Genomic DNA, 16,521 nt, shown 5'->3' with positions numbered 1-16,521 from the left:
TCCTTACGCGGCCGTGCGGAGCGCGAGACGCGCCCAGTCGCCGTCGAGGGTGCGGAGTTGCGGAGCGGGGGCACCGCCGAAGGCGATGGACTGCAGGTAGTTCGCCACCGGGATCTCTGCGGGGATCAGCTGCGAGGCACCGAGGTAGAAGTTCGCCTGGTCGTACGAGTCCTGCATGCCGCGGAGCGCCGGGTTCGACGCCGGCGGCGAGTCCTTCCGGACGCCGAAGCCGTTGTTGTCGGCGTTGTACTGGTCGTTCACCGCCGGGCTCATGAGGAACGACAGGAACTCGCGCGCCGCCTCCTGCTTCCGGGACGCCTCCGGGATCCAGAGGCCCAGGTCGACGTTCACGCGCACCTTGTTGTCGGCGGCGTCGTCGGTCGCGGGGAACGGGAACGTGCCGAGCTCGATGTCCTTGTTCGACTTCGCGATCTCGCCGAGCGCCCACGGCCCCTGCAGGTACATCGCGGCCTTGCCCTGCGCGAACGCGAGGTTGCCGTCGCCGTACCCGCGGCTCGCCGCGCCCTTCTGGTGCCACTGCAGGAGGTCCACCATGCGGTCGACCGGTGCGGCGAAGTCCTTCTCGAACGAGACGCGGGAGCCCTTCCCGACCTGGGTGCCCTCGCGGTCGAGCGCCGCGAACGTCTCCTGCAGATCGAGCATGCCGCCGACGGAGTAGTCGAACATGCCCTGGGCGATGGTCCAGTTGTCCTTGTACGTGCCGTACATCGGGGTGATGCCGGCCTTCGTGAGGCGTTCGCACACGGAGCGGAACTCGCTCCACGTGGTCGGGACCTCGATGCCCTGGTCGGCGAAGATCCGCTTGTTGTAGATCACCGAGGCGGCGGTCACCGAGTACGGCAGCACGCTCGTCCGACCCGGGTGGTCGGCGGTCTGCCGCATGAGCGGCCAGAGGTCCGGGTTGATCGTGTCCTTCTCGGGCAGGTCGCCCAGGTCGGTCAGCGCACCGTGCTCGACGAACGACACCATCGCGTAGTTGTAGTTCAGGCACCCGAGGTCCGGCGGCCGGTTCCGGACGAAGTTCGCGGACATGTTCGACGTCGAGTCGCGGATGACGCGGATCTTCGACTGGCTGTCGTGGAACTTGGCGATGACGTCGTCGAAGTAGCCGATGACCTCGGGCTTCGACACGTAGAACGTGATGGTCTCGGGGCGTGAGCTCGAGGACCCGAGCGGGGCGCACCCGGCGAGCGCGAGGCCCGCACCGATGCCGCCGGCACCGAGCAGGAAGGACCTGCGACTGACCGCGGCGGCCGTCCCCTTCGTGGCGTGTGGTTGCACGTCGTCTCCGTCCGCGCGGACCCGGCGTCCCTGCCGTTCCGCGCCGCGGGCCGGCTCCGGTGCCGACTCGCAGGACTAAATCTAGCGACAAAATCTAATCGCGCAAGAAACTCGTGTCGCGGTAGGGTGCGGGCATGCAGCCGTCCCGTCGATCGAGTGCCGAGGTCGTCCTCGCGTACGCGTTCGACTCGTCGGCGTTCACGGCGACCGAGGCCATCGGTGCGACGGGGCTCACGCGGTCCACGGTGCTCGCGGCGTGCGGTGAACTCGTGCAACTCGGCTGGCTCCGGGCGCTCGACGACGCCCGGGCGGCGGGGGAGTACCACAAGGGTCGACCTGCACGGCGCTACGCCCTGGACGACCGCGCCGGGGTCGTCGTCGGCGTCGATGCCGGGCAGCACCGGGTGTCCGTCGCCGTGGCGGACCTCCGCGGCACCGTCGTCGGTCGCGCAGTGGCCTCGCTCGGCGAGACCGGGCTCGACGTCGACGTCCGGCTCGGCGCCGTCCGTGACGCCGTCGCCTCGGCGGTCGCGGACGCCGGCGTGGATCCCGACCGGGTGCTCGTGGTGGTCGTGGGGATCCCGGCACCGGTCGACGGGCGGGGGGTCTCGCCCCGGGACGGTGGCTACTGGGACCGGATGAACCCCGGGTTCGCCTCGCTCGCCGGGTCCGGCCGGGTCGTGGTCGAGAACGACGCGAACCTCGCCGCACTCGCGGAGCGACCGTCGTCGGGGGACGCCTCGTTCGCCGCGCTGCTGTCGGGCGAGCGCTTCGGTGCCGGCATCGTCGTCGACGGCTTCCTGCTGCGGGGTCCCCGTGGCGGCGCGGGGGAGATGCGCGTGCTCGACCTGGTGGACGGGGTGGGATCGCCCGAGGGCATCGGCGCGACGGCGCGCCTGCTCGTCGCGGAGGCCGCCGAGCGGGTCCCGGCGGGGTCGCTGCTCGCCGGGCGGAACGGTTCGGAGCGGCTGTTCGAGGCCGCAGCGCTCGGTGACCCCGTCGCGGTCGAGGTCGTCGACCGGCTCGGAGACCGTCTGGCCCGGGTGAGCGTCCTCCTCGCGAGCCTGCTCGACATCGACCGCGTCGTCGTCGCGGGCGCGATCGCGGATGCCGTCGGGCCCGTGCTCGAACGGGCTCGCGTGCACCTCGCCGGCTGGGACTACGACCCCGTCCCGGAGCTCGTCGCCTCGAGGCTCGGAGCCGACGTCGTCGTGCTCGGTGCCGTCGCCCGGGCGCTCGACGAGGTCCGGTCGGAGCCGCTCGCGCTGTCGCTCCCCGTCCCTCCCGTGGTCAGCGTTCCGCTGGCAGCGGGATGACGGCCCGGTCGTCCCACGGTTCCGTCCACCCCAGTCGGTCGAACAGTGCGTCGAGCAGCATCGCCGTGAAGCCCCACACGGTCTCCGTCCCGTGTGCCGTGTCGAGGGTGAACGCCGGACCGCGCCACTCCTGACCCTCCCGCCGGATCACGGTCACACCACGGTGTGCCGGGTCGAGCAGGTCGGCGACCGGGGCCCGGAAGACCGTGGCCGACTCGCCTTCGTCGACGGCCCGGACGGGCGACGGTGCGCGCCACCATGCGAGCACCGGCTCGACGAGGTGGTTCGAGTGGGCGAGCGGTACCGCTGGGAGGACCCCGAGGACGTCGACGCCGGTCCGGTCGAGCCCGGTCTCCTCGTGCGCTTCGCGGAGAGCGGTGTCCGCGGCGTCGGCGTCGCCTGCGTCGATCCGACCCCCGGGGAAGGCCACCTGGCTCGGGTGGGCGCGGAGCGTGTCCGCGCGCCGGAGGAGCAGGACGTCGAGGTCGTCGGAGACCCTCGGCGCCGACGCGCGGCGGTCGCTCGGGTGGTCGTCCAGGACGCCGAAGAGCATGAGGACGGCGGCGCGCCGGGGTGAGCGGAGGGTCGGGAGCGTCGGCACGAGCGGCGCGGTGGTCTCCCGACCGACCGTCGCCAGCGCTGCCCGTGCCTGCTCGTCGCTCACGTCCCCACCCTAGGCGGACGGCGCTGCGGAGCCGTCGCCGTCGGCCAGCACGATGACCTTGCCGGCGATGCGACCGGCGGCGCCCTCGGCGTGCAGTGCCGGCAGGTCCGCGAGCGGGATGCGCCGCGTCACCTCGACGTCCAGCTCGCCGGTGTCGACCAGGCGCACGAGTTCGGTCAGGCGCTGCCGGTCCGGCTGCACGAACACCGTGACCGCCCGGACCCCGCGGTCCTCGTCGCCGGGGGTGGCGATGAACGCCGTCGTGCTCACGACCGTGCCACCGTCGCGGACCAGGGCGACCAGGGCGGCGAACCGCTCCGGCTCGAGGGGGGCGAGGTTGAGCAGCACGTCGACCTGCCCGTCGACCGCGGTGAGGAGGTCCTCGGTGGTGTGGTCGACGACGACGTCCGCACCGGCCGCGCGCACTGCGTCGGCGCTGCGCGGGCTCGCCGTCGCGACGACCTCGATGCCCGCGCGCTCCGCGAGCCGGACGGCGTACTTCCCGACGACCCCGCCGGCTCCGACGACCAGCAGTCGCTGCCCGGCGGTCAGCCGGCCCTCGTCGAAGACCGCCTGCCACGCGGTGAGCGCCACGGAGGGCAGTGCCGCCCCGTCCGCGAGCGGGATGCCCGACGGTGCCGCGACGAGCGACTCGGCCGGGGCGACCACGAACTCCGCGGCGCCGCCGTCCCGCTCCATGGGGAGGAACCCGATCACGGCGTCACCGAGCCGGAGGTCCGTGACGCCGTCCCCGACCTGCTCGACCGTGCCCGACACGTCGTACCCGGGGACGTGCGGGAGCACGACGGGGATCGGGAGGAAGCCGCCCCGCATGCCGTTGTCCGCCGCGTTGTAGGCCGACGCGGCGACCCGCACCAGGACCTCACCGGCACCCGGCGTCGGACGATCGACGTCCTCGATCCGCAGGACCTCCGGACCGCCGACCTCGTGGAAACGCGCTGCTCGCATGATCTTGCCCTTTCGTTGGTGGAGCATCATGTGCTTCGAATTTGAAGCATCTGACGAGGACGGTACCACTGCTTCGAATTCGAAGCAACAGGTAGGATGCAGTCATGTCCGGATCCGAACCGAGCACGACCCTCGACGCCAGTGAGCTCGCGGCGTACTTCGCCCTGATCGAGGTCGGGAACCTCGTCCGGCACGCGGTCGAGCAGCAGCTCCGCGACGCCGGGGACCTCAGTCACGTGCAGTTCCAGCTGCTCGCCACCCTCGGTGACGCCCCCGGTGGGAGTCGGCGGATGACCGAGCTCGCCGACGGCGTGGTGATCAGCCGCAGCGGTCTGACCTACCAGGTGGGCCTGCTCGAGCGATCCGGGCTCCTCGCCCGCGGGCAGGCGGCGGACGACGAACGGGGTGTCATGGTCACCCTCACCGACGCCGGGCGATCGAAGCTCGGCGCAGTCTTCCCCGGACACGTCGCGCTCCTCCGTGAGTTGGTGTTCGACGCGATCGGCCCGCACGACGTCGAGGACCTCGGGCGGGTGCTCGGCGTTGTGCGTGACCACCTGCGCAGCGTGCCGCCGCGCTCCGCGACGTCCCGTCGTCGACGCAGCGCATCCGTCGACTGAACGGGCCCGCAGGAGCGTTGACACCTCGACGAAGCGGTGGAACGCTCGTGCATGTTGACGTTGCCATGGCGGAAGGGACCCGCGGGTGACGATCGACTCCGGTACGGCGACGACGCCGTGCCGCTGCAACGGAGCAGACAGGGAGCACGCACACATGCACGCACCGACCACCCGGCGGGGACGACTCCTCACCGCATCGCTCGCCGCACTCGCCGGCGCCACCGCCCTCGCGCTCGCGAGCCCCGCCGTCGCGACCGGGGTACCCGCCCCGGCGGCCGCGACCGCCGCACACGGGAAGCCCGCACCCGCACTCGACCCGACGCAGTTCCACGGCGTCAACTGGGCCGACCCTCGCGACAACTACGCGAACGGCCCGGTCGTGCTGTCCGGACTCGCCACGAGCGACGACTACCGCACCGTCTACCGGACATCGGAGCGGATCATCCGTGGCTTCCGGAAGGACCTCGGCGCGAACACCGTCCGGATGCCGGTCAACCCCTCCTCGGTCGGCACCGCCTGGTGGCGTTCGTACAAGGGTGCGATCGACGCCGCCCGGCACGAGGGCTTCCGCGTCGTCCTCGGCTACTGGGAAGGGGACGGCGCGAGCAAGGACGGGCGCGTGGACGACCCGGCTGCCTGGACCGCCATGTGGGACACGCTCACCACGACCTACGCCCATGACCGCGGCGTGTACTTCGAGCCGATGAACGAGCCCTTCGGGTACACCGCCGACCAGTGGATCCAGGTCGCGACGGACTGGGTCGACCGGTACACCGCCCGCGGCATCCCGCGTGACCGTGTGTTCGTCAGCGGGGTCGGCTACAACGACCACGTCGACGCGGTCTGCGCTGCGCCGGCGCTCGCCGGTACCTACGTCTCGCAGCACTACTACGGCTTCTGGGGCACGCACGACGCCGCCGGGTGGGCCGCCGACTTCGAGTCGCGCCTGGGCGACCAGGCCTGCTCGGCCCGCACCGTGCTCGACGAGTTCGGCGTCCCGATGACGACCGGCATCGACTACCGCGGGTCCGCGACGACCGGCAACGCCGACGCCGACAACTCGGTCGCGTTCCTGCAGACGGTGACGACGATCGCCCGGGAGCGGCACCTCGGCGCCGTGTACTGGCCAGGGCTGCGGACCGACGACACCTACAGTCTGACCACCATCCAGGGGTCCGGGAAACACCTGTCGCTCGCGGTGACGAACCAGTCCGGCGTCGCGCTCCTGCACTGGGCGTGGGGTGCGGGTCGTCGCGCCCCGTTCACGGTCGGCTGATCGCGGTTCGCCGACCCGTCGGGCACCCGGCACGGACCGGGTGCCCGACGGGCATGATCGGGGCATGACCCGTGCGCTGCTCCTCATCGACGTCCAGCTCGACTACTTCCCCGGTGGAGCGTTCCCGCTCGTCGAGCCGGAGGCAGCCGCCGATGCCGCCGGCGCCGTGCTGCGCCACTTCCGCGAGACCGGCGAGGACGTCGTGCACGTCTTCCACACCGCCACCGATCCCGATGCCGGGTTATTCGTGCCCGGGACGCCCGGCGTGGCCTTCCACCCCGATGTCGAACCGCGGGCAGGCGAGACCGTCGTCGAGAAGCACGAGCCGAACAGCTTCATCGGCACCGGCCTCGAGCGGCTGCTCCGTGACCGGGGCGTCACCGACCTGGTCGTCGTCGGGATGATGACCAGCATGTGTGTGGACTCGACCGCCCGCGCCGCCTCGGAGCTCGGCTTCGCGTGCACGGTGGTGGCCGACGCCTGCGCCGCCCCCGACCTCACGCTCGGCGACACGACCGTCCCCGGCGCGTCGGTCCACGCGGCGTTCCTGGCCGCGCTCGACGGCAGTTTCGCCACCGTGGTCCGGAGCAAAGACCTCCTCGACGCCTGATCCCACACCTTGACGTACGAAACGTACGGATCGTACGATCCGTACATGTACTCCCTCCCGGCCAGTGAGGCTCGACAGCGGTGGTCCGACCTCCTCAACCATGCACACCGCGAGCCCGTCGGCATCACGATCCGCGGTCGTGAACAGGTCGTCGTCCTCGATGCCGACCTGGCGCACCGGGCGCTCGCCGCGCTGGACGACGCGATCGACCGAGCCGCGGTCGACGCTGTCCGCGCCGAGCTCGAGGACGACCCGGAGACGCTGCCGCTCGCGGACGTCGCGCGGGAGCTCGGGATCGAGCTTGACTGAGGCTGCACCACCTCGGTACGCCGTCGAGTTGACGAAACGTGCCGCGAAGACCCTCGGCAAGCTCGATCGACCGGTGCAGCGCCGGATCCTCGCCGCGCTCGTCCTCCTGCAGACCAACCCACGTCCGCCCGGCATGACCGCACTCGTCGGCAGACCCGGAGAACTGCGTGTCCGCGTGGGGGACCACCGGGTCGTCTACGAGGTCCTTGATGATCGGTTGGTCGTGCTCGTCCTGACCATCGGACACCGACACGACGTGTACCGCTGACGTCCGGTCCCGCACCGGTTCAGCCCGTTGCGGCGATCGTCACCGGAACGTCCGCGCCCGCGCGGTCCCCGACCGTGCTGTGCACCCCGAGCACGGCGTCTCCCGACGGCAGGTCGTCGGGCAGCTCGAACCGACCCGCCACCCGGAAGCGCGACCCCTCCGGCGTCGGACGCCCGAGCACGACCGCCCGCCCCGTCGAGGCCGGCGTGATCGTCACCGCGACGTCATCCGAGGCGCGAGGCGTCCCGCCGGTGTCCTCGCACGTCTGCCACATCCAGTCGACGCTGAGCGTGACCTGCCCGCCGGGGCGGAGGTCCGAGTCACCGAGACGGATCTCCTTCGCGGCGCACGACCCCGCGCTGCTGCTGACCGCGGAGCACCCCGCGCTCGACACCCCGAGCGCCACGACGAGTGCCGCCACCGTCACCGTCCGCGTCGTTCTCCACCCCATGCGCCCCATGACACCACGGTCAGCCGGCGGTACGGGTCACGATCCGGTCACCGGGGCACCGGGGCACCGGGGCACCGGGTCAGCGTGGGATGGGTGTGAGGCGTTGGAGTTGGGTGACGTGTCCGGGTCGGAGTTCGTCGAGGGTGGCGACGCCGAGCAGGCGCATGGTGCGTTCGATCTGGTCGGAGAGGATCTGGATCATGCGGTCGACGCCGGCTTCGCCGCCGGCCATGAGCCCGTAGAGGTAGGCGCGGCCGACCATCGTGAACTTCGCGCCGAGGGCGATGGCGGCGATGATGTCCGCGCCGGACATGATGCCGGTGTCGAGGTGCACCTCCGTGTCCGCGCCGACTTCCTTCACCACGGACGGCAACAGGTGGAACGGCACGGGTGCGCGGTCCAGCTGCCGGCCGCCGTGGTTGGACAGGGTGATCCCGTCGACGCCCATCGCCGTCAACCGTTTGGCGTCGTCGAGGGATTGGACGCCCTTGACGACGACCTTGCCGGGCCATTGGTCCCGGATCCATGCGAGGTCCTCGTAGGTGACGGTGGGGTCGAACATGTGGTCGAGGAGTTCGCCGACGGTGCCGGACCAGCGGTCGAGGGACGCGAACGCGAGGGGTTCGGTGGTGAGGAAGTCGAACCACCACCACGGCCGGGGGATCGCGTTGACGATCGTCTTCACACCCAGCTGTGGCGGGATCGAGAAGCCGTTGCGCTTGTCGCGCAGCCGGGCCCCGGCGACGGGGACGTCGACGGTGACCAGCAGCGTGTCGAACCCGGCTCTCGCTGCCCGGTCGACGAGCGCCATGCTCTTGTCGCGGTCCTTCCACATGTAGAGCTGGAACCAGTTCCGGCCGTGCGGGTTCGCGGCCTTGACGTCCTCGATGGCGGTGGTGCCCATCGTCGACAGGCTGAACGGTATGCCGGCGCGTCCGGCGGCGCGTGCGCCGGCGCGTTCGCCCTCGGTCTGCATCATCCGGGTGAAGCCGGTGGGGGCGATCCCGAACGGCAGCGCGGTCGGCGCCCCCAACACATGCCGGGACGTGTCGACGTGGGACACGTCGCGGAGGATCGCGGGGGTGAACTCGATGTCCTCGAACGCCTGCCGTGCCCGGGCGAGGCTGATCTCGGCCTCGGCGGCGCCCTCGGTGTAGTCGAACGCCGCACGAGGGGTGCGCCGGGCAGCGATCGCTCGGAGGTCCCAGATCGTCAGCGCGGAGTCCAGGCGCTGCCGCCGGCCCGGCAGCGTGGGCTTCTTGAACTGCAGCAACGGCGCCAAGTCCCGCACCTTCGGGATCTGCCGCACGACGCGGGTCCGTGCCGCGGACGCCGGACCGGTGGACGCCGCGGGCGCTCCCGTGGCGGGGTCGACACGGTGTTGGTCGTCGGTGGTGGTCATGCGTGGCTCCTGACGGTGGTGCGGTGGGACCGGGCGTCGGAGCCCGGAGCGGGGGTGTAGCGGACTGGGTCGACCGTCCGGGCGACGACGTGGCGGAGTGCCTCCAACGATGCACCCCCGAGCCCGGCGAGGCCGAGACTGCGCGCCTGGACGAGCACGTTGCCGAGCGCGGTCGCCTCCACGGGTCCGGCGAGCACTGGGAGGCCGGTCCGGTCCGCCGTGAGCTGGCACAGCAGGCGGTTCTGCGATCCGCCGCCGACGACGTGCACGGCCCGGACTTCCTTGCCGGTGACGTCGATGATGGTCTGCAGTGTCGACGCGTACGCGGCGGCCAGCGACTCGAGGATCGACCGCACGAACTCGGCGCGGCTCGCCGGCGCGGTGCGTCCCCGTGCGGCGCACCACGCGGTGATCCTGGCCGGCACGTCCCCGGGGGCGGCGAACGCGTGGTCGCCGACGTCGAAGACCGGGACCGGAGCGGTGACGTCCGCGGCGGCGGCGAGCAGCGCCTCCAGGTCGATCGTCTCGCCGCCCCGTTCCCAGCTGCGGACGCTCTCGGACAGCAGCCACAGTCCGGAGACGTTCTTGAGGAACCGGACCCGGCCGTCGACGCCTCCCTCGTTCGTGCAGTTCGCGTCGCGCGCCGCGTCCGTCAGGACCGGTGCATCGAGTTCCATGCCGACCAGCGACCACGTGCCCGACGAGATGTACGCGACGTCCGGGTCGGTCGCGGGGACCGCGACGACCGCCGAGGCCGTGTCGTGCGAGCCGACGAGCGTGACCGGCACGTCTCCGCCGAGGGACGGCAGCAGGGTGCCGAGTCGGTCGCCCGGGTCACGGAGCGTAGGCAGCAGCTCGGCCGGGAGGCCCGTGGCGGCGACCAGGGCCGGGTCCCACTCGCGGGTGGTCGCGCTGAGCAGGCCCGTGGTCGATGCGTTCGTCCGCTCGGCGGCCTCGACGCCGGTCAGCCAGGAACCGAGGAGGTCGGGGACGAGCAGGACGCGGTCGGCGAGGTGCGCGTCCGGGTCCGCAGCGAGCTGGAACACGGTGTTGAAGGACAGGTGCTGCAGCCCGTTGCGCTCGTACAGCTCCGCTGCGGACACCCGCGCCTGCACCCGCGAGACCCCCTGCTCGTGGCGGGCGTCCCGGTAGTGGGAGGGCAGACCGAGCAGCCGGCCCTCGCGGAGGAGCCCGTAGTCGACGGCCCAGGAGTCGATCCCGATGCTCGCGAGGTCCGGGTGCGCGGCCCTCGCACGCTCGATCCCCGCCACGACCTGCCGGTACAGCTCGACGACGTCCCAGTGCAGGGCGTCCCGACCGCGTTCGTGCAGGGCGACCGGACCGTTCGGGAACCGGGCCACGGGCTCGGTCCGGACGCCGTCCCGGTCCACGTGACCGACGATGACCCGGCCGCTGGTCGCACCGAGGTCGACCGCGGCCACGCTGCCGCTGTTCGTCATGGCGTCGCCTACCGCAGGAACGCCGCGGCCACGCCGGCGTCGACGGGCACGTGCAGCCCGGTGGTGTGGGAGAAGTCGGACGTGCAGATGGCGTACACGGCGTTGGCGACGTTCTCCGGCACGACCTCGCGCTTCAGGATCGTGCGCTGCGCGTAGAACTTCCCGAGGTCCTGCTCGTCGACACCGTACGTCTTCGCCCGGTTCGCACCCCAGCCCGACGCGAAGATGCCGGAGCCTCGGACGACGCCGTCGGGGTTGATGCCGTTGACGCGGATGCCGTGCTCGCCCAGCTCGGCCGCGAGCAGCCGCACCTGGTGGGCCTGGTCGGCCTTCGTGGCGGAGTACGCGATGTTGTTCGGGCCGGCGAAGACCGAGTTCTTCGAGGAGATGTAGACGATGTCGCCGCCGAGGCCCTGCTCGATGAGGACCTTCGCCGCGGCCTTCGACACCAGGAACGAACCCTTCGCCATGACGTCGTGCTGCAGGTCCCAGTCCTGCTCGGTGGTCTCCAGCAGGCTCTTGCTGAGGCTCAACCCGGCGTTGTTGACGACGAGGTCGAGGCCGCCGAAGTGCAGCAGCGTCGCCTGGATCGCCTGGTCGATCGCCTCGGCGCTCGTGACGTTCGCGACGACACCGATGGCCTGGTCCGGGCTGCCGATCTCGGCAGCTGCGTCCTGTGCCTTGGCGAGGTCGAGGTCGGCGACGACGACCGAGGCGCCCTCGGCGGCGAGGCGCTTCGCGATCGCCTTGCCGATGCCCGACGCGGCCCCGGTGACCAGCGCGATGCGGGTCGCCAGTGGCTTCGGCTTCGGCAAGCGCTGGAGCTTCGCCTCCTCGAGCGCCCAGTACTCGATGCGGAACTTCTCGGACTCGTCGATGGGTGCGTAGGTGCTGAGCGCCTCGGCGCCCCGCATGACGTTGATCGCGTTCGTGTAGAACTCGCCGGCGACGCGGGCGGTCTGGGCGTCCTTGCCGTACGAGAACATCCCGACGCCGGGCACCAGCACGACGAGCGGGTCGGCGCCCCGGATCGCCGGACTGTCCGGGGTGGCGTGCCGGTCGTAGTACGCCTGGTAGTCGACCCGGTACGCCTCGTGCAGCTCCCGCAGGCGTGCCGTCTGCTCCTCGACGGTCGCCGTCGCGGGCAGGTCGAGGATGAGCGGCTTCACCTTGGTGCGGAGGAAGTGGTCCGGGCAGCTCGTGCCGAGCGCCGCCAGCTCCTCCGCGCGCGAGGACGCCAGGAAGTCGAGGACGACGTCGCTGTCCGTGACGTGTCCGACGACCGGCTTGTCGTGCCCCGCTATCCCGCGGATGGTCGGTGCGAGTGCGGCGGCACGGGCGCGCCGCTCGGTCTCGGGCAGCGCCTCGAAGCCGGGGCGGACGGGGCCGAACGGCTGGTCCTTCCCGTGTTCGGCGATGTACTGCTCAGCGGTGTCGATGATCCACCGCGAGTTCGCTTCTGTCTCCTCGGACGTCGAACCCCAGGCGGTGATGCCGTGGCCGCCGAGGATCGTGCCGATCGCCTCGGGGTGCTGCTCCTGGATGGCGGCGATGTCGAGGCCGAGCTGGAAGCCCGGTCGCCGCCAGGGCACCCAGACGACCTTGTCGCCGAAGATCCGCTCGGTGAGTTCCGGGCCGTCGGCGGCGGTCGCGATGGCGATGCCGGCGTCCGGGTGCAGGTGGTCGACGTGGGCGGCGTCGACGAGTGCGTGCATCGCGGTGTCGATCGACGGTGCCGCGCCGCCCTTGCCGAACAGGGTGTGGTCGAACGCGGCGACCATCTCGTCCTCGCGGTCGACACCCGGGTAGACGCCGCGCAGTGCACGGACGCGGTCGAACCGCAGGACGGCCAGCCCTGACGGCGTGAGGGTGCCGAGGTCGCCCCCGGAGCCCTTCACCCAGAGCAGCTCGACGGCCTCGCCGGTGACCGGGTCGGTGTCGGTGCCCTTCGCGGACGTGTTGCCGCCCGCGTAGTTCGTGATCCGCGGGTCGGAGCCGAGCGCGTTCGAGCGCGCGATGAGCGCGCTGACGGTCTCGTCTGCTGTCGTGGGGTGCGGCGTCGCGCCGTGCGTTGCGGGGTCCACCCGTGCCTCCAGGCTGTTCGTCGTCATCGGTTCACGCACCCCATCCGGCTTGGACGCCGCCGACACGGTCCTCGGCGATCTGCTGCTGGTACCCGGAGTCGAGGTACGCGCGCATCGGGTTCGCGGGCAGTCCGCGGGACTCGCGCCACGCGGCGAGGTCGGCACGGACGTCCGTCTGGAACGCGTCCATGAAGACCTCGTTCGCACCGAGGACGTCGTGCGCCTCCTGCGCTGCGGTCAGCGCGACGCGGTCGAGGAGCAGCGCCCGGGCGGTCATCTCCTGCACGTTGAGCACCGAGCGGATCTGCCCGGGGATCTTGTCCTCGACGTTGTGGCACTGATCGAGCATGAACGCGACGTCCGGGTTGTCGTACCCGCCACCGCGGACGACCTCGACGAGGATCCGGAACAGCTGGAACGGGTCAGCCGCACCCACGATGAGGTCGTCGTCGGCGTAGAAGCGCGAGTTGAAGTCGAAGCTGCCGAGCTTCCCGAGCCGGAGGAGCTGCATCACGATGAACTCGATGTTCGTGCCGGGGGCGTGGTGCCCGGTGTCGAGGCACACCATCGCCTTGTCGCCGAGCGCCGCCGTCTGCACGTAGCTCGTGCCCCAGTCCGGGACGTCCGTGTGGTAGAACGACGGCTCGAAGAACTTGTACTCGAGCACGAGGCGCTGGTCGTCGCCGAGCCGGTCGTAGATGGTCGAGAGCGAGTCGTGCAGGCGGTCCTGGCGGGAGCGCATGTCCTCCTGGCCGGGGTAGTTCGACCCCTCGGCGAGCCAGATCTTGAGGTCGCGCGAGCCCGTCTCGTGCATGACGTCGATGCACTGCAGGTGGTGGTCGATCGCCTTCTGCCGGATCGCCTCGTCGACGTGGGTCAGGGCGCCGAACTTGTAGTCGTCGTCCTGGAAGGTGTTCGAGTTGATGGTGCCGAGCTGCACACCGTGCTCCTCGGCGTGCCGGCGGAGGTCGGCGAAGTCGTCCACGAGGTCCCACGGGATGTGGAGAGCCACGGTCGGTGCGAGGCCCGTGTACCGGTGGACCTGGGCGGCGTCGGCGATCTTCTCGTAGGGGTCACGCGGTGTGCCCGGCGTCGAGAAGACCTTGAAGCGGGTGCCGGAGTTGCCGAACGCCCAGCTGGGCAGTTCGATCGCCTGCCGTCCCAGTTGGTCGGCGATGGTGCCGAAGGCTGCTGTGGTCATCGTGTCACTTCCTCGTGGCGATTGAATCGTTTCATAATGTACGCGGGGCCGGTGCGGCGCGCAAGCGCGGAGCCCGGGTCGGTACGAACCACGTCGCCGACATCGAACCGGATGCTGGGCGTGGTTCGACGTCGGGAACGTGGTGCGACGAGGGGCGGGGCGGCGCCGCCGGGCGCAACCCGTCCCGGGCACTAGCCCGCCGGCACCGCCACCGGAGCGCGGAACTCGTGCTCCCCGCCCCCGACCCGCCGCTCCTCGAGCCCCGGCAGCCGTACGGTGGCCGAGACACCCTCCGGCACCGTCGCCCGGACGACGAGGTCGCCGTCGACGAGGTCCCACCGCACGGCCATCAGCCCGTGCCGGGTCTCGAGCGACGTCGCGGCCCATGTCAAGCTCCCGCCCGGCTGCGGCGCGACCAGGACTTCCCCGTAGCCCGGGGTGAGTGCGGACAGTCCGCCCACGACGCGGTGCATCCAGTCCGCCACGGCCCCGAGGGCGTAGTGGTTGAACGAGGTCATCTGGCCGGGGTTGATCGTCCCGTCCGGCAGCATCGAGTCCCACCGCTCCCAGACCGTCGTCGCGCCCATCGTCACCGGGTACAGCCACGACGGGCACTCGGTCTGCAGGAGCAGTCGGTAGGCGTCCTCGAGGTGGCCCGTCCGCGTCAGCGCGTCGGTGATGAACGGCGTCCCGGCGAAGCCCGTCGAGATCCGGTACCCGGCGGCAGCCGCGAGTTCGGCGAGCCGGTCGCCCGCTCGCTGCTCGTCCTCGGGGTCGAGGATCCCGAACACGATCGCCAGCGTGTAGACGGTGGTGCAGTCGGAGCGGATGCGGCCGTCGTCCTGCAGGTAGTGCTCCCGGAACGCGGCCTGGAGGTCCGTGGCGAGTTCCCGGAACTCGGCCGCCTCCGCGTCGTGGCCGCCGAGCACCTCCGCTGCGTCTGCCGCGATCGTCGCGGACCGGTACGCGCACACGGTGGCGACGACGCCCTTGTCCGCCTTCGCCGCGGCCGGGTCCTCCGGCGGGGCGTCCGGGTCGAGCCAGTCGCCGAACTGGAAGACCGTGTCCCAGAGCCCCTCGGGCGACAGCAGCGAGCGGATCCGGCGGACGTGCGCGGCCATCGACGGGAACTGCTCCGCGAGCACCGCGGTGTCGCCGTACGCCTGGTACAGCGTCCAGGGCACCCAGACCCCGGCGTCCGACCACAGCGCGGTCGCGTCGGGGTCGCGGAAGTCCTCGGCGGGGGAGTACTTCAGCACGTCCGGCACGACGAACGGGATGATCCCGTCGGCGTGCTGCTGCTCGAGCCACACGTCCCGGAGCCAGTCGCCGAGGAAGGCACCCGTGTCGAAGAGGTAGGACGCCGTCGGTGCGAACGCGGCGATGTCGCCCGTCCACCCGAGCCGTTCGTCGCGCTGCGGGCAGTCGGTCGGGACGCTGAGGAAGTTGCCCTGCATGCCCCGGACGACGTTCTCGTGGAAGGTGTCCAGCAGCTCGTGACTGCTCGCGAACGTCCCGGTCCGGCGGAGGTCGGAGCCCACCTGGACGGCGGTGAGTGCGCTGCGGAGCTCGTCGAGCGTGCCGGGCCAGCCGTCGACCTGGGCGTAGCGGAACCCGTGGAACGTGAAGCGCGGCTCGAACACCTCGACGCCGTTCCCGCTCAGGGTGAACCGGTCGGTCGCCTCCGCACTGCGCAGCGGGCGCGTCCCCAGCTCGTCGTGCTCGAGGACCTCGGCGTGCCGCAGCGTCAGGACGGTGCCGGCCTCGCCGCTCGCGGTGACGCGGACCCAGCCGACGAGGTTGACCCCGAAGTCGACGAGCGTCGCGCCCGCCGGACTCGTCCACACCGCGACGGGCGCGACCTCGGCGAGGGGCCGGACCGGCGGCACCGTGTCCGCCACGAGCACGCGATCGCCGAGGTCGACCACGTGCACGCCGCTCGTGCGGCCCTCGTGCCCCGCCACGCTCGGCACCGTGACCGGTCCTGGGGCGAGGAACGAGCCGTCCCGCAGTCTGCCGTCGACGTCCTCGCCGTCGTAGAGCTGGTCCGCGGTGATCGCGCTCGACAGGGCCTGCCAGTCGGCGTCGGTCCCGATCCGCTGCTCGTGGCCGTCCGCGAAGGCGATGCGCAGCTCCGCGAAGCCCGCGACCTCGTCGGCGTACCAGCCGCCCCCGCCGCCCCACGCCAGGCGCCCCGCCGCCCAGCCCTTGCCGAGGATGAGCGCGAGCACGGCGTCGGCGCCCGCGGCCGTCTCGGCCAGGTGCGGCGTGACGTCGTGGGAGGCGACCCGGATGCGCCACTCGTAACTCGTCCACCCGGGTTCGAGCAGGTGGTCGGACACCCGCTGCCCGCCGAGCCAGGCCTCGACGACGCCGAGTGCGCTGACGTCGAGCGTCGCGGCGGTCACGGCGCCGTGGCCCTCGTCGAGGGTGAACTGCCGGCGCAGGATCGGTGCGCTCCCGAGGTCGTCGTCGCTCGCGATGAACGATGCTGTCCAGTCGGTCATGTGGTCGGTTCCTTTCGCGCGACCGGTCGTCGTCGACCGGTGCTGGAGTCGGGGCCGGGTCGCCGCCGGAAGTGGGCGACCC

General features: G+C 71.6%; 15 protein-coding genes. 6 read left to right on the top strand and 9 right to left on the bottom strand.

Annotated features, from left to right (window positions below; all coding sequences use genetic code 11):
- Nucleotides 1-3: 3 nt before the first annotated feature.
- Nucleotides 4-1,302 carry an ABC transporter substrate-binding protein gene (locus IEY20_RS04165; RefSeq protein ID WP_175328151.1) on the bottom strand — a complete coding sequence of 433 codons (1,299 nt, stop codon included), beginning with the start codon at nt 1,300-1,302 and terminating at the stop codon, nt 4-6.
- A 134-nt stretch (nt 1,303-1,436) separates the two neighbouring features.
- On the opposite strand from IEY20_RS04165, the gene IEY20_RS04160 reads away from it, so the two are divergent.
- The gene (locus IEY20_RS04160; protein WP_175328152.1) at nt 1,437-2,618 is read left to right on the top strand and encodes an ROK family protein; all 1,182 of its coding nucleotides are present in this window, start codon (nt 1,437-1,439) and stop codon (nt 2,616-2,618) included.
- Here IEY20_RS04160 and IEY20_RS04155 read toward each other — a convergent pair.
- Nucleotides 2,593-3,219, bottom strand: coding sequence for an NUDIX hydrolase (locus IEY20_RS04155; RefSeq protein WP_229727871.1), 627 nt, complete (start codon nt 3,217-3,219; stop codon nt 2,593-2,595). The genes IEY20_RS04160 and IEY20_RS04155 overlap by 26 nt on opposite strands.
- A gap of 72 nt (nt 3,220-3,291) precedes the next feature.
- Complete coding sequence (locus IEY20_RS04150; RefSeq protein ID WP_175328153.1) at nt 3,292-4,251, bottom strand: NADP-dependent oxidoreductase; 960 nt, start codon at nt 4,249-4,251, stop codon at nt 3,292-3,294.
- Nucleotides 4,252-4,355: 104 nt separating this feature from the next.
- Here IEY20_RS04150 and IEY20_RS04145 point away from each other — a divergent pair, with 104 nt between their 5' ends.
- From IEY20_RS04145 to IEY20_RS17020, 5 genes are all read left to right on the top strand, one after another.
- Nucleotides 4,356-4,871 (top strand): MarR family winged helix-turn-helix transcriptional regulator, encoded by a 516-nt coding sequence (locus IEY20_RS04145; RefSeq protein ID WP_175328154.1) that lies wholly within the window; start codon nt 4,356-4,358, stop codon nt 4,869-4,871.
- Between the two features lie 154 nt (nt 4,872-5,025).
- The gene (locus IEY20_RS04140; RefSeq protein WP_175328155.1) at nt 5,026-6,147 is read left to right on the top strand and encodes a glycoside hydrolase family 5 protein; all 1,122 of its coding nucleotides are present in this window, start codon (nt 5,026-5,028) and stop codon (nt 6,145-6,147) included.
- 64 nt (nt 6,148-6,211) lie between these two features.
- Nucleotides 6,212-6,757: a cysteine hydrolase family protein gene (locus IEY20_RS04135; RefSeq protein WP_175328156.1), complete on the top strand. Its 546-nt coding sequence runs from the start codon at nt 6,212-6,214 to the stop codon at nt 6,755-6,757.
- 45 nt (nt 6,758-6,802) lie between these two features.
- Nucleotides 6,803-7,066: a type II toxin-antitoxin system prevent-host-death family antitoxin gene (locus IEY20_RS17025; RefSeq protein ID WP_229727861.1), complete on the top strand. Its 264-nt coding sequence runs from the start codon at nt 6,803-6,805 to the stop codon at nt 7,064-7,066.
- Between the two features lie 28 nt (nt 7,067-7,094).
- Complete coding sequence (locus IEY20_RS17020; protein ID WP_229727859.1) at nt 7,095-7,334, top strand: type II toxin-antitoxin system RelE family toxin; 240 nt, start codon at nt 7,095-7,097, stop codon at nt 7,332-7,334.
- Nucleotides 7,335-7,353: 19 nt separating this feature from the next.
- Here IEY20_RS17020 and IEY20_RS04125 read toward each other — a convergent pair whose 3' ends face one another.
- The 6 genes from IEY20_RS04125 to IEY20_RS04100 form a co-directional block, all read right to left on the bottom strand.
- The gene (locus IEY20_RS04125; RefSeq protein ID WP_175328158.1) at nt 7,354-7,785 is read right to left on the bottom strand and encodes a hypothetical protein; all 432 of its coding nucleotides are present in this window, start codon (nt 7,783-7,785) and stop codon (nt 7,354-7,356) included.
- A 79-nt stretch (nt 7,786-7,864) separates the two neighbouring features.
- A complete protein-coding gene (locus tag IEY20_RS04120) occupies nt 7,865-9,187 on the bottom strand; it encodes an alpha-hydroxy acid oxidase (RefSeq protein ID WP_188888925.1) in 1,323 nt (440 codons plus the stop codon).
- A complete protein-coding gene (locus tag IEY20_RS04115; RefSeq protein WP_175328159.1) occupies nt 9,184-10,647 on the bottom strand; it encodes a rhamnulokinase in 1,464 nt (487 codons plus the stop codon). Before IEY20_RS04115 ends, IEY20_RS04120 begins: the two co-directional genes overlap by 4 nt.
- Nucleotides 10,648-10,655: 8 nt before the next feature.
- Nucleotides 10,656-12,758: a bifunctional aldolase/short-chain dehydrogenase gene (locus IEY20_RS04110; RefSeq protein ID WP_175328160.1), complete on the bottom strand. Its 2,103-nt coding sequence runs from the start codon at nt 12,756-12,758 to the stop codon at nt 10,656-10,658.
- A 4-nt stretch (nt 12,759-12,762) separates the two neighbouring features.
- A complete protein-coding gene (gene rhaI / locus IEY20_RS04105) occupies nt 12,763-13,932 on the bottom strand; it encodes an L-rhamnose isomerase (protein WP_175328161.1) in 1,170 nt (389 codons plus the stop codon).
- Nucleotides 13,933-14,123: 191 nt separating this feature from the next.
- Nucleotides 14,124-16,439 (bottom strand): alpha-L-rhamnosidase, encoded by a 2,316-nt coding sequence (locus IEY20_RS04100; protein WP_175328162.1) that lies wholly within the window; start codon nt 16,437-16,439, stop codon nt 14,124-14,126.
- Nucleotides 16,440-16,521 lie beyond the last annotated feature (82 nt).

Origin of the sequence: Curtobacterium luteum, assembly GCF_014646995.1 — a bacterium.
Classification (GTDB): domain Bacteria; phylum Actinomycetota; class Actinomycetes; order Actinomycetales; family Microbacteriaceae; genus Curtobacterium; species Curtobacterium luteum.
The sequence above is the reverse complement of the archived record's forward strand: the minus strand, read 5'-3'. Positions and strand labels throughout refer to the sequence as shown.

Bases quoted from the DNA above. Each gene is read 5' to 3' on its own strand.
- IEY20_RS04135 (WP_175328156.1), top strand. From the start codon at position 6,212: ATGACCCGTGCGCTGCTCCTCATCGACGTCCAGCTCGACTACTTCCCC.
- IEY20_RS04140 (WP_175328155.1), top strand. From the start codon at position 5,026: ATGCACGCACCGACCACCCGGCGGGGACGACTCCTCACCGCATCGCTC.
- IEY20_RS04120 (WP_188888925.1), bottom strand. From the start codon at position 9,187: ATGACCACCACCGACGACCAACACCGTGTCGACCCCGCCACGGGAGCG.
- IEY20_RS17025 (WP_229727861.1), top strand. From the start codon at position 6,803: ATGTACTCCCTCCCGGCCAGTGAGGCTCGACAGCGGTGGTCCGACCTC.
- IEY20_RS04125 (WP_175328158.1), bottom strand. From the start codon at position 7,785: ATGGGGTGGAGAACGACGCGGACGGTGACGGTGGCGGCACTCGTCGTG.
- IEY20_RS04115 (WP_175328159.1), bottom strand. From the start codon at position 10,647: ATGACGAACAGCGGCAGCGTGGCCGCGGTCGACCTCGGTGCGACCAGC.
- IEY20_RS04110 (WP_175328160.1), bottom strand. From the start codon at position 12,758: ATGACGACGAACAGCCTGGAGGCACGGGTGGACCCCGCAACGCACGGC.
- IEY20_RS04160 (WP_175328152.1), top strand. From the start codon at position 1,437: ATGCAGCCGTCCCGTCGATCGAGTGCCGAGGTCGTCCTCGCGTACGCG.
- IEY20_RS04150 (WP_175328153.1), bottom strand. From the start codon at position 4,251: ATGCGAGCAGCGCGTTTCCACGAGGTCGGCGGTCCGGAGGTCCTGCGG.
- rhaI (WP_175328161.1), bottom strand. From the start codon at position 13,932: ATGACCACAGCAGCCTTCGGCACCATCGCCGACCAACTGGGACGGCAG.
- IEY20_RS04145 (WP_175328154.1), top strand. From the start codon at position 4,356: ATGTCCGGATCCGAACCGAGCACGACCCTCGACGCCAGTGAGCTCGCG.
- IEY20_RS04100 (WP_175328162.1), bottom strand. From the start codon at position 16,439: ATGACCGACTGGACAGCATCGTTCATCGCGAGCGACGACGACCTCGGG.